12 protein-coding genes and 1 pseudogene are annotated in these 12990 nt (G+C 67.7%); 7 read left to right on the top strand and 6 right to left on the bottom strand.

What is annotated here, in order from left to right; translation table 11 throughout:
• Positions 1–147: 147 nt before the first annotated feature.
• Both KHO18_RS20295 and KHO18_RS20290 read right to left on the bottom strand, forming a co-directional pair.
• Positions 148–612 (bottom strand): prepilin peptidase, encoded by a 465-nt coding sequence (locus KHO18_RS20295; RefSeq protein WP_144197524.1) that lies wholly within the window; start codon positions 610–612, stop codon positions 148–150.
• Between the two features lie 106 nt (positions 613–718).
• On the bottom strand, positions 719–898 hold the full coding sequence (locus KHO18_RS20290) for a Flp family type IVb pilin (RefSeq protein ID WP_377731478.1): 180 nt from the start codon (positions 896–898) through the stop codon (positions 719–721).
• 1176 nt (positions 899–2074) lie between these two features.
• On the opposite strand from KHO18_RS20290, the gene KHO18_RS20285 reads away from it, so the two are divergent.
• Positions 2075–3343, top strand: a complete 1269-nt coding sequence (locus tag KHO18_RS20285; RefSeq protein ID WP_211943770.1) for an MFS transporter — start codon at positions 2075–2077, stop codon at positions 3341–3343.
• A gap of 36 nt (positions 3344–3379) precedes the next feature.
• On the opposite strand, the gene KHO18_RS20280 is transcribed toward KHO18_RS20285, so the two are convergent.
• From KHO18_RS20280 to hemL, 4 genes are all read right to left on the bottom strand, one after another.
• Positions 3380–3898 (bottom strand): TPM domain-containing protein, encoded by a 519-nt coding sequence (locus KHO18_RS20280; RefSeq protein WP_211943769.1) that lies wholly within the window; start codon positions 3896–3898, stop codon positions 3380–3382.
• A 15-nt stretch (positions 3899–3913) separates the two neighbouring features.
• The gene (locus tag KHO18_RS20275) at positions 3914–4753 is read right to left on the bottom strand and encodes a TPM domain-containing protein (protein WP_211943768.1); all 840 of its coding nucleotides are present in this window, start codon (positions 4751–4753) and stop codon (positions 3914–3916) included.
• A 17-nt stretch (positions 4754–4770) separates the two neighbouring features.
• Entirely contained in the window at positions 4771–5397 is a 627-nt protein-coding gene (locus KHO18_RS20270) for a LemA family protein (protein WP_144197392.1), read from the bottom strand.
• 128 nt (positions 5398–5525) lie between these two features.
• The gene (gene hemL, locus KHO18_RS20265) at positions 5526–6818 is read right to left on the bottom strand and encodes a glutamate-1-semialdehyde 2,1-aminomutase (RefSeq protein ID WP_211943767.1); all 1293 of its coding nucleotides are present in this window, start codon (positions 6816–6818) and stop codon (positions 5526–5528) included.
• 248 nt (positions 6819–7066) lie between these two features.
• Between hemL and KHO18_RS20260 the strand changes: the two genes are divergently transcribed.
• The 6 genes and pseudogenes from KHO18_RS20260 to KHO18_RS20235 all read left to right on the top strand — a co-directional run.
• Positions 7067–7237, top strand: coding sequence for a rubredoxin (locus tag KHO18_RS20260; RefSeq protein WP_092298462.1), 171 nt, complete (start codon positions 7067–7069; stop codon positions 7235–7237).
• A 433-nt stretch (positions 7238–7670) separates the two neighbouring features.
• Positions 7671–8156, top strand: a complete 486-nt coding sequence (locus tag KHO18_RS20255; protein ID WP_092298294.1) for a response regulator — start codon at positions 7671–7673, stop codon at positions 8154–8156.
• Positions 8157–8197: 41 nt separating this feature from the next.
• Entirely contained in the window at positions 8198–8566 is a 369-nt protein-coding gene (locus tag KHO18_RS20250; RefSeq protein WP_144197394.1) for a response regulator, read from the top strand.
• Between the two features lie 130 nt (positions 8567–8696).
• The gene (locus KHO18_RS20245) at positions 8697–9263 is read left to right on the top strand and encodes a chemotaxis protein CheW (protein ID WP_144197395.1); all 567 of its coding nucleotides are present in this window, start codon (positions 8697–8699) and stop codon (positions 9261–9263) included.
• Between the two features lie 86 nt (positions 9264–9349).
• The gene (locus KHO18_RS20240) at positions 9350–11551 is read left to right on the top strand and encodes a methyl-accepting chemotaxis protein (RefSeq protein ID WP_144197396.1); all 2202 of its coding nucleotides are present in this window, start codon (positions 9350–9352) and stop codon (positions 11549–11551) included.
• Between the two features lie 51 nt (positions 11552–11602).
• Positions 11603–12990, top strand: a pseudogene (locus tag KHO18_RS20235) (Hpt domain-containing protein); the annotation flags it as partial.

Raw genomic sequence — 12990 nt, 5'->3', positions numbered from 1 at the left:
AGGCGCAGGGCCTGGCGTCTCCATGTGGCGCATGCATGCGGCTGCTGTGGTGCATGGCGATTCCCCCGTTCCTGGTCCCTGTTGTCACGGCATCGGGACCTTCTCGTTAGTGGCGCGCAAGCCGGAGGCGCGCCGTCTCCGTGTTGTTCAGAACAGCTCCCACTTCACCAGCAGCGTGGCCGTGGCGATGGCCAGGCCATACGGCAGCCGGACGGGCTTGCGTGCGGCGGCCCGGCGCGCCGCGGCGATGCGGCGCAGCAGCAGGGCGGCGATGGCCAGCGCGCCGCCGGCCAGGAAGCCGACCACGGCCACATGCGCGGCGCCCGCCACGCCCATGAAGGCCCCCACGGCCCCCATCAGCTTCACGTCGCCGGCGCCCATGCCGCCCATCAGGTAGACCGCGAGCAGCATGACCGCGCCGGTGGCGGCCCCGCCGATCCAGACCAGGGCGCCGTCCGCCGGGCCGTGGGTGGCGACCTGCGCCACCAGGGCCAGGGCCAGTCCGGCGGCCACGAGCCAGTTCGGGATGCGGCGCGAGCGGACATCGCTCACGGCAGCGACGATCACCATGGCGACGAGGCTCAGATTGGCGGCTGCGGCAACGGAGAACATGGCGGCCTTCCCGTGGATCGGTGCGATCGATGCGATCGGCATGTCAGGAATCTGGCCGGACCGGGGCCCATGGCGCGGAGCCCGGTCCGGGGGTACCGGAAGTCGTTCAGGCCGCGGAGAGCGCGGTGGCGATCGAATTCCAGATGGTGCCGACGGCGGTCTTCACGGTGGTGCCATAGGTCACCATCACGAGGGCCACGAAGGCCAGCAGCAGGGCGTACTCCACACCGGCTGCGCCGTCTTCTTCACGAACGAAACGCTTGATGCCATCGAACATGGTGGACATGTCTTTCTCCTTCACTTCACGGTTGGTGGGGAAAAAAGCGCCCGCTGGAGATCGGGCACAAGGTTTCGGCCGAACTGCCGACCGAGGCCAAACCGAAAAAGCTGCACTGTCGTGACATCTTTCCGATTCCACCTGGCTCAGGCTTGCGCACGCCCGGCAAGGCCGGTCTAGCGCTTGTCACCCGATGCATGGCCACTCCCTGCGGCATGCATCCTGGGCGGGTGCCGCGTACCGGTCCGAACTTCTCCAGGGACCGAGACGCGCCTGAAATGCTGCAAGACTGCGAGGCTTCGCGGCGTGCCGCTGGGCCGGACCGGCCATGCAGCTGGCCGGTCGCTTTTTCCTCCCTGGGCGCTGACTCGCGTCATCGCCGCCCCCGTTCCCACTTGTTCTCTGGATCCGCCTGGCCCCTGTCTTTGCCGGTTGGCCTGGCGTTCCGTGGTTGCGACACATCCAGCGACGAACGTGCCACGGAGGCTAAGTCGTTGATTTTTATAGGGGTGGGGGTTTGCCAATGCGTCGTTTGCGAGACGATGTAACCAAATGTTTCTCGGCGGTTACGAGTCGGCTCATGCACTCGGTTGCGGGTTTTTGCGCGATATAGGCAGTGCAGTTCCTATATTCGGACGGGAATGTACCGAATACCTGGCACCAGCCTGCTCTGGGCCCCGCCGAAAGGCGTAGAAGCGCAAGTGGCCAAAAACGTACCATTTATGAAGCGCCGATTACGTCATATTCGGTGGCCATCATCCTTATGGGCTGGCGGTATGGGGGACACACCTAACTGAAACGCGGTACACCGAAACAGTCGGCGATGCGTTGGGACCGCCCGAGAGTGCGCCCCGGCGGGGGTATGCGGATCGTCCGTTTGGGCGAGGCCAATCGCAGAAGGATTGCCTCCGTCACGTGGCCTCATCCTCGTGACCTAAGGGTGGACCGAAAATCGCCAAAAATGGCCGCTGGGCAAAAACGTTTCAATTGTGAAACTAGACCCCCAAATCAACGATTCTCGTTTCGATCATGAAGTAAGGTCGGGGCCGCATGGCGTTGCGACGCGTCAGGTGCTGTTACAGCTTGGAAACAGACAGCGGCAATGATTGGTAAGCGTTACACGGTCTGCTCGCCTGGCGGGGGCGTGGTATCTTTCGCAGGTTTTGCACCATGATGGTGAAGATCATGCCAGGCGCCTCCCCGACAACTCCCTCCGATTCCCTCGCTTCGCAACCGAACCCCGCCGCCAACGCCCGCTGGCGCGTGCTGGCGGTGTTTTCGCTCGGTTTTCTGGTCTCTTATATCTTCCGGGGCGTCAATCTCGGCTTCGCGCCATTCCTCACGCGCGAGCTCGGGCTGTCGGCGGCCGACCTGGGGCTGCTCACCAGCTTCTATTTCCTCGGCTTTGCCTGCGCGCAACTGCCGGCGGGCATCCTGCTCGACCGCTACGGCCCGCGCCGCACCGAGGCCGCGTTGCTGCTGCTGGCCGTGGCCGGCTCGCTGGTGTTCGCCTTCGCCCCGGGCATGGCCGGCCTGGCCGCGGGCCGGGCGATGATCGGCGTGGGGGTGTCCGTCTGCCTCGGGGCGGCCATCCAGGCGCTGTCGATGTGGTTCCCGCTGTCACGCATGCCCTTGCTGAACGGGCTGGTGATGGCCATCGGCGGGCTGGGCGCGGTGGTGGTCGGCAGCCCGCTGTCCTGGCTGCTGGCCTGGACGGACTGGCGCACCGTCAGCATCGGGCTGGCGGCGCTGACGTTCGCCATGGCCGTGCTGCTCTGGTTTGGCGTGCCGGACGCCCGTCGCGCGGGCAAGGAAACCTTCGCCGAACAACTGCGCGGCACGCGGCTGATCCTGGTCAGCGAGAAATTCTGGCGGGTGGTGCCGCTGACGCTGCTGAACCAGGGCATCTTCCTGGCCGTGCAGACGCTCTGGGTCAGCGCATTCATGCGCGATGTACAGGGGCTGGCGCCGTCCGAGGGCGCGCGGCTGGTGTCGGTGATCGGCTTCGCCATGATGGCCGGCTGCGTCGGCGCGGGCTGGGCCGCCCGGCACCTGGAGCGGCGCGGCGTCAGCCTCTACGCGTTCGCCGGCTTCGGGATGATCGGCTTCATCGCCGTGCAACTGCTGCTGATGGCACGGCTGCCGTTCCTGCCGCTGGGCGTGTTGTGGGCCGCCTACGGGGTCTTCGGGTCCAGCGGGATCCTGACCTACGCGCTGCTGGCGCGCCGTTTTCCCGATGCGCTGATCGGGCGGGCGACAACCGCCATGACCCTGACCGTGTTCCTGGCAACCTTCGTGTTCCAGGTGGGGATCGGGTTTGTGCTGGACTTCTGGCCGTCATCCGGCGGGCACTATCCGGTGGCGGCGCATTGGGTGGTGTGGGGTGGGTTGGTGGGGCTGCAGGTGCTGGCGGCGGGGTGGTATTTGATGGAGAAGAGAGGGGGGAAGGTTTGAGATTTGAGGGTGTTGGGCTCAACAGCCAAAACCCCCTCAAAGCACGATCGGCCGATCCTCCAGCTCATTCCGATTAAACCCATCCCCCGACGGAAAATGCTCCGTCAGCAGCGCATGCATCTTCTCCACCGCCTCCAGCACCGGCCGTACCGACAGCGACTCCCTGAGCCCCAACGTCAGGTCGGCGCAAACCTTTTCCCAGACCCGCGCGCTGACGCAGGCGTCAATGCCCCGGTCCGCGAGGATTTCCACCGCGTGGTCGGCCAGGTTGATATAGAGCAGCACGCCCGAGTGGTCCTCGGTGTTCCACACCTCCAGCGCGCCGAACAGCGCCCGGGCGCGTTCGCGCGGGGTGGTGCCGCGCCAGGCCAGTTCCCACGGCATGCCGGCCTCGATCACCACGCGGACTTCCCCGCGATGGTGCTGTTCGCCGGCATGCACCGCCACCTGCAACTGGTGCTGGGCCTCGGCGGGGAACGCCCTGCGCGCCGCCGATGACGTTGTGCTCAGGTGCCGCAGCGCCCGCTTGAGAGACTTCTCCCTGATTGCTTTCATCAGCCCGTCTCCCGATTACCAGTTACCTGAGGCGCCGCCGCCGTCGAAGCCGCCGCCGCCTCCGCCACTGAATCCGCCACCGCCACCCCCACCGCCGAAGCCGCCACCGCCGCCGCCCCAGCGGCGCCCGGCCTCATAGCCACCCAGGCCGCCCAATCCGCCAGCCGTGGTGGTGGGCCAGCCGCGCCGGCCGGTCACGATCTGTGGGCCGCGTCCGCGCCGCAGGATCGCCGAAAGAAAGAAAAATACGACGATGGCGAGCGGGAACAGCACGGGCAGCCAGTCATTGAGAGCGGAGGCCGCCGCGTTGCCGGCTTTCCTGTCGGGCCCCGGCAGCGCCTCCTTGTCGATCGCGGCCTGGATGGCCGAGATGCCCGCCGCGAGGCCGCCATAGAAGTCGTTCTGGCGGAAGTGCGGGGCCATCACGTCGCGCAGGATGCGCGAAGACACCGCGTCGGTGAGCGACCCCTGCACGCCGCGTCCGGTCTCGATCCGCATCTTGCGCAAGCCGGGCGGATTGTCCTTGGCGATCAGCAGGATCACCCCGTCGTCGATGCTCTGGCGCCCCGCCTTCCACGCGTCCGCCACGCGGATGCTGTACTGGTCGATGGTCTCGGGCTCGGTGGTCGGCACCATCAGCACGAAGATCTGGCTGCCGCGCTGTTGCTCGTACTCGGCCAGCACGTTCTCCAGCGCCGCGCGCTGTTGGGGGGCCAGCGTGCCGGTCAGGTCGGTCACCCGCTGGGTGAGCGGCGGCACCGCGACGAAGCCGTCTGCCGCCCGGGCGGGATGGGCGGCGAACATCGCCGCAAGGCATAGCCAGATGCCGAAAAAGCGGAGCAGAGGGGCACGCATGATGGCGATGCGCCGCGTCAGAACTTGACGGCCGGCGGCGCGGAGATGGCCTTCTCGTTCTCCACCGTGAACGACGGCTTGACCGGGTAGCCGAACACCTTGGCCGTGAGATTGGTCGGGAAGCTGCGCGCCAGCACGTTGTACTCCTGCACCGCCGCGATATAGCGCTGCCGCGCCACGGTGATGCGGTTCTCGGTGCCTTCAAGCTGCGATTGCAGGTCGCGGAACGCGGCGTCGGCCTTCAGTTGAGGATAGTTCTCGGAGATCGCCAGCAGGCGCGACAGCGCGCTGGTCAGCTGCCCCTGTGCCTGCTGGAAGCGCGCGAAGGCCTCGGGATCATTGAGTGTCTCCGGCGTCACCTGGATGCTGGTGGCCTGCGCGCGTGCCTTGGTCACGGCCTCGAGCGTCTCGCGCTCATGGCTGGCGTAGCCCTTGACCGTGGCGACCAGGTTCGGGATCAGGTCCGCGCGGCGCTGGTACTGGTTGACGACTTCGCCCCACGCCGCCTTGACCGCTTCGTCCTTCGACTGGAAATCGTTGTAGCCGCAGGCGCTGAGCAGGCTGGCGAGGATGGCCATGGCCAGCCAGCGGCCCAGGGCGGCGGGCGAGGGCAGGACGAACAGGGATGGGAAGGCGGCGCGCATTGATGAGACTCCTGGAATGGCCGGGGTCGGCAAAATCCAAGTGTAGCGCACGGCATTGGGGCGCCGCGCCCAAGGTGAGGGAAGGATGCGGCGCGCCGGACGCGCCCCATCCTTCACACGACGGGCGCTCAGCCGGCCTGGAACGCGCGCGCGGCCGCTTCCACGGTGGTGGCGATGATCGCGTCGTCGTGCTTCGCGGAGACGAAGCCGGCCTCGAACGCCGACGGCGCCAGGTACACGCCCTCGTTCAGCATGGCGTGGAAGAAGCGGTTGAAGCGCCCGACGTCGGCCTTGGTTACCTCGGCGAAGCTGGTCGGCACGGTCTGGGTGAAATAGAGGCCGAACATGCCGCCGATGGCGTCCGCGGCGAACGGCACGTTGGCGGCACGGGCAGCGGCGGTCAGGCCATCAGTCAGCTTGCGCGTCTGTGCGGCCAGTTGGTCGTGGAAGCCCGGCGCCTGGATCAGCTTCAGCGTGGTCAGGCCGGCGGCCACGGCCAGCGGGTTGCCGGACAGCGTGCCGGCCTGGTAGACACCGCCCAGCGGGGCCAGCTTGGCCATGATGTCGCGCCGGCCGCCGAACGCCGCCGCGGGCATGCCGCCGCCAATCACCTTGCCCAGGCAGGTCATGTCCGGCTTGATGCCGTAGTGGGCCTGCGCGCCGCCCAGCGCCACGCGGAAGCCGGTCATCACTTCGTCGAAGATCAGCACGGCGCCGTGCTCGCTGCACAGGTTGCGCATGGACTGCAGGAAGGCGTTCGTGGCGCGCACCAGGTTCATATTGCCGGCTACCGGCTCCACGATCACGGCGGCAATCTCGCCCTTGTGGCGCGCGAAGGCTTCTTCCAACTGGGTGACGTTGTTGTACTCGAGCACCATCGTGTGGCGCGTCACGTCGGCGGGCACGCCGGCCGAGGAAGGCGCGTTCTGGGTGGTGTCCGCGAAGGTCAGCAGGCCCGAACCGGCCTTGACCAGCAGGCTGTCCGCGTGGCCGTGGTAGCAGCCCTCGAACTTGATGATCAGGTCGCGCCCGGTGAAGCCGCGCGCCAGCCGCAGCGCGCTCATGGTGGCTTCGGTGCCGGACGACACCAGCCGCACCTGCTCGATCGACGGCACCAGCTTGCAGATTTCCTCGGCCATCTCGATCTCGCCCTCGGTGGGCGCACCGAACGAGAAGCTGCCGGCGGCGGTCTCCTGCACGGCGCGGACCACGTCCGGATGGGCGTGGCCGAGGATCATCGGACCCCAGGAGCCGATGTAGTCGATATAGCGCTGGCCGTCCGCATCCCACATATAGGCGCCCTCGGCGCGGGTGATGAAGCGCGGCGTGCCGCCCACGGAGCGGAAAGCGCGCACGGGCGAGTTCACGCCACCGGGAATGGTCTGCTGGGCGCGGTCGAAAAGCTGCTGGTTACGGGACATGGCAGGAGTTGTAATCCGATACGGGATGAAAATGGGCTCGCCGGGGGCGGAGGCGGGCGGCTTGCGGTCAGATGCCGAAAAAGCAGGCAATCTGGGCGAAATGCGCGTCGTTTGAACGGTATCTGCACGCTAACATGCGCGAACGCGACGATATTCGCATAGTTGCGCCGCCCCATGGGTGGCGCCGGCGGCGCGGTTTATGTACCATCTGCGCTGGAATTTTAATGGAGAGTGGCAAGAGCCTGCATATGGAATACAAGACTTGGATGTGCCTGATCTGCGGTTGGATCTATGACGAGGCCACCGGTTCGCCGGAAGACGGCATCGCGCCGGGCACCAAATGGGAAGACGTGCCGATCAACTGGACCTGTCCGGAGTGCGGCGCGCGCAAGGAAGACTTCGAGATGGTGGCGATCTGACGTCTGGCCACTGTGCCAGCCGTCGAGGGTCATCGCACCATCCCGCGTAAGTCGTCGAACAAGCCGAAAAGGCCGACGCGTCGCGCCAAAGCGACAGATCGGCGGGCCGCGCCGGACAAACCGGATTGACGGCCCAACCGCGAGTTGTCACACTTTGCGGCAAAGCGGAACCTCCGTCCCGGCCATGCCGCCGTCTGGCAGCACGGCAAGGGGCGAAGAATACCGCCATAACATCGCCATAACAGCGCAATAAGATAGCAAGACGCAGGCGGACGCACGGGTCGCGCCGCCGGCGCCGGTCGGATTGACCGGGCTTTTTTTGATTGGGAATTTGGAAATCGGGGGCCGCCGGCGCGCCAAGCGCTGCCGTGCGGGTGTTCTCAAGTGAATACCGGCGCCTGCATTCGTGCGGGCAGCTGGTCGCGGGAACAGTATGCGGGTCGCTCAAACAGAAGAAAACACGTCCGTCGATGGGGTCAACACCGGCGACGCCGGTGCCGTCAAGGCAGCCGCGGCATTGCGCCGCAAGATCCTTGTGATCGACGATTCCAGCACGATCCGCCGGACGGCGGAGATCTTCCTGTCCCAGGCAGGCTATCAGGTCATGCTCGCCGAGGATGGCTTCGAGGCGCTCGCCAAGGTCGGCGACATGCACCCGGACGTCATCTTCTGCGACATCCTGATGCCCCGGCTGGACGGCTACCAGACCTGTTCCCTGATCAAGAAAAGCCCGAGGTTCCACGCGATCCCGGTGATCATGCTGTCGTCCCGCGACGGCGTGTTCGACCGTTCGCGCGGCAAGCTCGTCGGCGCGCACGACCATCTCGCCAAGCCCTTTTCCCGTGAAGCCCTGATGCAGGCCGTAGAGACCTGCCTTGGCGGCTGTGCGCAGGAAGAGGGTGCGGTCGTGGCGGCCTGACCCTGAACGCCGCCACGCAAAAGCATCCAGGAAACACACCAATGACCATCAGCAAAATCCTTATCGTCGACGATTCCCCCACCGAAGCGCTGTTCATGTCCGACCTGCTCGGCAAGAAGGGCTTCAAGGTCTCGGTGGCCGGCAACAGCGACCAGGCCATGGCCCGGCTCGAGGCGGAACCTTTCGACCTGATCCTGATGGATGTGGTCATGCCCGGCCAGAATGGCTACCAGACCACCCGCGCCATCAAGCGCGACGACCGCTTCAAGGACATTCCCGTGATCATGTGCACCAGCAAGGGCCTCGACACGGACCGCATCTGGGGCATGCGCCAGGGTGCATCGGACTACATCGTCAAGCCGGTGGACAGCGACGAACTGCTGACGAAGATCGCCGCGCTAGCCCACTGAGCCAGCGCAGAACGACCTGCCGGGCCCCCGGGCCCGGGGTTTGCCGTCACGCCGCCCGCCGCGATGCGGGCGGGGGTGACGCTGTGTCCGCCCGCCGCCAGGCGGTCTTTCATCCAACGGTATGCCGACCATGAACGCGCCGCGCCAAGACATCCGTGCCCGCCAGACCCGCCTGCAGGACTACCAGGCCATGCTGGCCCGTCGCCTGCGCGACGCGCGCAACCTGCCCGCCGTGGACAGCTACCTCGGCGTGCTGGTCGGCCAGCGCCACTGGCTGCTGCCGCTGCCCGATACCGGCGAGGTGCTGGAAATGCGCCAGCCGGCCGGCGTGCCACTGACCCAGCCGTGGTATCGCGGCCTGGTCAACGCGCGCGGCAACCTGCTCGGGGTGATCGATTTCGGGCTGTTCTGCGGCGAGGGGCCCACGCCCGTGCAGCCGGGCAGCAAGATCGTCGTGCTGTCCCGCCAGGTGGAGCGGGCCTGCGGGATCATCGCCACGCGGGTGGTGGGGCTGCGCCATGCCGGCGACCTCTCGCTGCCGCACGGCGACGCCCCGGCGGGCCACGCACCGGATCTCGCGCCCGAATGGCACGGCCCGCGCTTCGCGGACCGCGACGGCCGCGACTGGCAGGTGCTGGACATCCGCCAGCTGCTGGACGCCCCGGCGTTCCTCCAGGTGGGCCGCGTGGTGGCCTGAGCCGATAGCCGATAGTCGATAGCCAAATAGTCGAACACCAAGACGCAGTACCAACGAATCAAAAAACAAACGGACAGAGGGTTGCTATGGGTATCAAGAAGATGAGCCTGGGACGCCGGACGGCTGCCGCGGGTGCCGCTGCCGAGGCCGCGGCGCCGCGCCGGTCGGTGTTCGCCAAGGGCAGCGCCGGCGCTGACAAGGGCGGCCTGGGCCGTACCCCGGTGGAGCAACTGTCCGGCTGGCTGTCGCGCATGCCGTTCGCGTCGCAGCAGCGTACGCTGACGGTGGGCGTGGTGGTGTCGCTGGTGGCGCTGCTGGCTTCGGTGTATCTCGATAACCGCCAGGCCACCAACGGCGCGGCGCAGATCGAAATCGCCGGTAACATGCTGATGCACTCGCAGCGTCTGGGCAAGGCGGTGCCGGTGGCGCTGCTGGGCAACGCGCAGGCGTTCACGCAGCTGCGCCAGTCCAAGGAACAGCTCACGGCCGACCTGCTGGCGCTCCAGAACGGCAGCGACGAGAAGCACGTGAGTGCCACCTCGGGCGCGGCGGTGCCGCTGCTCGAAACCGCCATGAACTCGTGGAAGCGCTCCGAGAAGAGCGCCGGCGACGTGCTGGCCCAGCAGCCGATTCTGACCACCATCGGCCAGACGCTGCAGATCTTCAACGCTTCGAACCCGGAACTGCTCGAAGCCGCCGAACAGGTGGCCGCCATCAAGCTCCAGGCCGGCGCCAACGCCCGCGAGGTGGCCGCCTCCGCGCAGCTGGTGATGCTGACCCAGCGCCTGGGCAAGAACCTGAACGAGTTCCTCTCCGGCGAAGGCGTCAACCCCGAGACCGCGTTCCTGCTCGGCAAGGACACCAACACCTTCCGCGAGACGCTGGACGGCCTGATGAACGGCTCGGAAGCCCTGCGGCTGTCCGCCGCCACCGACGCCGAGACCCGCAGCTACCTCCAGCAGCTCTCGCAGCGCTTCGAGGCGGTGCAGAAGACCACGCAGACGATTCTCCAGAACCTGCCGGGCCTGATCGCCGCCAAGCGCGCCCAGCAGCAGATCTTCAACGACAACGAGGCCCTGCGCGGCGAGCTGTCCACGCTCCAGACCGCCTATTCGGATGGCGCGCGCTACCGCCCCTGGACCCTGGGCGCGACCATCGTCTCCGCGCTGTCCACGCTGATCTTCCTGGCCGGGCTGGCCGCGCTCTACCTGCGCGACTCGCGCGTCCGGGCGCTGGAAGCCGAGGCGCGCGAACGCGAGGCCGAAGCCCGACGCCTCGACGAAAAGCGCAACAACGACGCCACCCAGAAGGCCATTCTGCAGCTGATGAACGAGCTGCAGGACATCGCTGATGGTGACTTGACGCGTCAGGCCACCGTGACCGAGGACATCACCGGCGCCATCGCCGACTCGGTGAACTACACCGTGGAAGAACTGAAGGAACTGGTCGGCCGGGTGCAGCAGACCGCCGTGGACGTGCAGCAGGCCTCGAGCCAGGTGCAGGAAACCTCGGTGCAGCTGGCTGCCACGACCGAGGAGCAGTCGCGCCAGATCCGCCAGACCGGCGAGTCGGTGGTGGAGATGGCAGACCGCATCACGCAGGTGTCGCGCGGCGCGGCGGAATCCGCCAACGTGGCCCGCGCCTCGCTGGCCGCTGCCGAGCAGGGCCAGCAGGCGGTGGAAAACGCGATTACCGGCATGAACGGCATCCGCGACCAGATTCAGGAAACCTCGAAGCGGATCAAGCGTCTGGGCGAGTCGTCGCAGGAGATTGGCGAAATCGTCGAGCTGATCTCGGACATTACCGAACAGACCAACGTGCTGGCACTGAACGCCGCCATCCAGGCGGCTTCAGCCGGCGAGGCAGGCCGCGGCTTCTCGGTGGTGGCGGAAGAAGTGCAGCGCCTGGCCGAACGTTCCGGCGAGGCCACCAAGCAGATCGGCGCGCTGATCCGCACGATTCAGACCGATACCCAGGACGCCGTGCACGCCATGGAGCGCAGCACGCAGGGCGTGGTGGAAGGGGCGCGGCTGTCCGATAACGCCGGTGCCGCACTGGTCGAGATTGGCCGCGTGTCGCGCCAGCTGGCCGAGCTGATCGAGCAGATCTCGCAGACCACCTCGCACGAGGCCGGGCTGGCCACCAACGTGGCGCGCCACATCGACGGCATTCTCCAGGTGACCGCCCAGACCACGTCCGGCACGCGCCAGACCGCCACCTCGGTGCGCCAGCTGACGGCACTGACCGAAGAACTGCGTAACTCGGTGTCGCGGTTCAAGATCGCCTGACTTGCATAAAACCTGCATCGAGGCCCGCGCGCGGGCGCAACGGATTGTGTCATGTCATTGAATTTTTCCGTATCGAGCGACGTGGCTGACCCGGCCGCGCCGCAACCGCCGGTGCAGGGCGAGGCGGCCGTGCCGGCCCCCGTGCCGCAGCGCGACCTGTCGGTGCTGGCCTGGCTTGCGCCAAGCCTGCGCACCGCGCTGGACGACGCCGCCGCCGAGCTTGGCCACTATGTGGACGAGATCCAGCAGGCCCCCGAGGCGCTGGGCGCGCGCGACACCACGTCGCTGCGCCTGGCCGGCCAGCAGCTGCACCAGGCCGCCGGGGCGGTGCACATCGTCGGCCTGCGCGGCGTGGATGCGCACTGCCAGGCCATGCGCCGCCTGCTGGAAGCCATCGACGCCGGTACCGTCGCCGCCAGCCCGGAGACGCTCGGCGTGTTCCGGCGCGGCGTGCAGGCCCTGGCCGAGTATGTCGATGACCTGATGGCCGGCGATCCCGAGGATCCGCTGCGCCTGTTCCAGCCCTACGCCGACGCCCTTGTCCTGATGAAGGAGGAGCGCGTGCATCCGGCCGACCTGTGGCTGGAGGAACTGCAGATGCTGCCCGGCATCGTGCTGCCCACGCGCTCCACGTCGTCGGTCACGCGCGCCCGCCAGCGCTTCGAGGCCGCGCTGCTCAAGGCGCTGCGCCTGCCCACGCCCTGCACGGACGGCGCGCTGCTGCGCGAAGCCTACCTGCCGCTGCAGATCGCGCTGGACGATGTTCGCAACCACGAACAGCACGCGCGCCGCACCACCGATACCCCGGACCGGGGCATCTGGCTGACGCTGTCGATGGTGTTCCGCGCGCTGGCGCACGGGCTGCTGCCGTCCGACCTGCTCGCCAAGCGCTTCGCCGCGCGCGCCCACCTGCTGCTGCGCCAGTACCTGCAGGGGCAGGTGCGCGTGCCGCAGGCGCTGCTCAACGATGCCGTGTTCCTGTTGGTCAGCACCGGCCTGACGCCCGATGGCCCGGAGGACACCACGCCGCCGGCGGTGCAGGCCGCCGTGCAGGTGCTGCGTGCCGACATCGCGCGCGGCCTGCAGGCTTTCCGCGTCGATCCGGCCCACGCCGTGGCGCGCGCCGACTATCGCCGGCGCTACTACGGCTGGCTCGATCCGATCGACACGCGCAACCTCCAGAACGCCGCCGCCGCGATCGAGCGCGCGGCTGCCGACGATCAGGCCGGATGGGAACTCGCGCTGGCTTCGCTGGCCGAGGCCGCGCAGCCGCTGGCCCAGCCCGCGCTCCAGCACTGCCTGAGCGCCGCTGCGGCTCATGCCGGGCAGCGCAACGTGCCCGGCGAGACCGGGGCCGCCCTGGGGCCGACCGGCGTGGCGCTGTTCCTCGCCCGCGCGCTGGCCATGCCGTGGCGCGTGCATGGCCAGTCCGGCCATCC

Source organism: Cupriavidus campinensis (genome assembly GCF_905397395.1).
GTDB classification, from domain to species: domain Bacteria; phylum Pseudomonadota; class Gammaproteobacteria; order Burkholderiales; family Burkholderiaceae; genus Cupriavidus; species Cupriavidus campinensis.
This window is presented reverse-complemented; position numbering and strand designations above follow the sequence as displayed.

Bases quoted from the DNA above. Each gene is read 5' to 3' on its own strand.
- KHO18_RS20295 (WP_144197524.1), bottom strand. From the start codon at position 612: ATGTTCTCCGTTGCCGCAGCCGCCAATCTGAGCCTCGTCGCCATGGTG.
- KHO18_RS20290 (WP_377731478.1), bottom strand. From the start codon at position 898: ATGTCCACCATGTTCGATGGCATCAAGCGTTTCGTTCGTGAAGAAGAC.
- KHO18_RS20285 (WP_211943770.1), top strand. From the start codon at position 2,075: ATGCCAGGCGCCTCCCCGACAACTCCCTCCGATTCCCTCGCTTCGCAA.
- KHO18_RS20280 (WP_211943769.1), bottom strand. From the start codon at position 3,898: ATGAAAGCAATCAGGGAGAAGTCTCTCAAGCGGGCGCTGCGGCACCTG.
- KHO18_RS20275 (WP_211943768.1), bottom strand. From the start codon at position 4,753: ATGCGTGCCCCTCTGCTCCGCTTTTTCGGCATCTGGCTATGCCTTGCG.
- KHO18_RS20270 (WP_144197392.1), bottom strand. From the start codon at position 5,397: ATGCGCGCCGCCTTCCCATCCCTGTTCGTCCTGCCCTCGCCCGCCGCC.
- hemL (WP_211943767.1), bottom strand. From the start codon at position 6,818: ATGTCCCGTAACCAGCAGCTTTTCGACCGCGCCCAGCAGACCATTCCC.
- KHO18_RS20260 (WP_092298462.1), top strand. From the start codon at position 7,067: ATGGAATACAAGACTTGGATGTGCCTGATCTGCGGTTGGATCTATGAC.
- KHO18_RS20255 (WP_092298294.1), top strand. From the start codon at position 7,671: ATGCGGGTCGCTCAAACAGAAGAAAACACGTCCGTCGATGGGGTCAAC.
- KHO18_RS20250 (WP_144197394.1), top strand. From the start codon at position 8,198: ATGACCATCAGCAAAATCCTTATCGTCGACGATTCCCCCACCGAAGCG.
- KHO18_RS20245 (WP_144197395.1), top strand. From the start codon at position 8,697: ATGAACGCGCCGCGCCAAGACATCCGTGCCCGCCAGACCCGCCTGCAG.
- KHO18_RS20240 (WP_144197396.1), top strand. From the start codon at position 9,350: ATGGGTATCAAGAAGATGAGCCTGGGACGCCGGACGGCTGCCGCGGGT.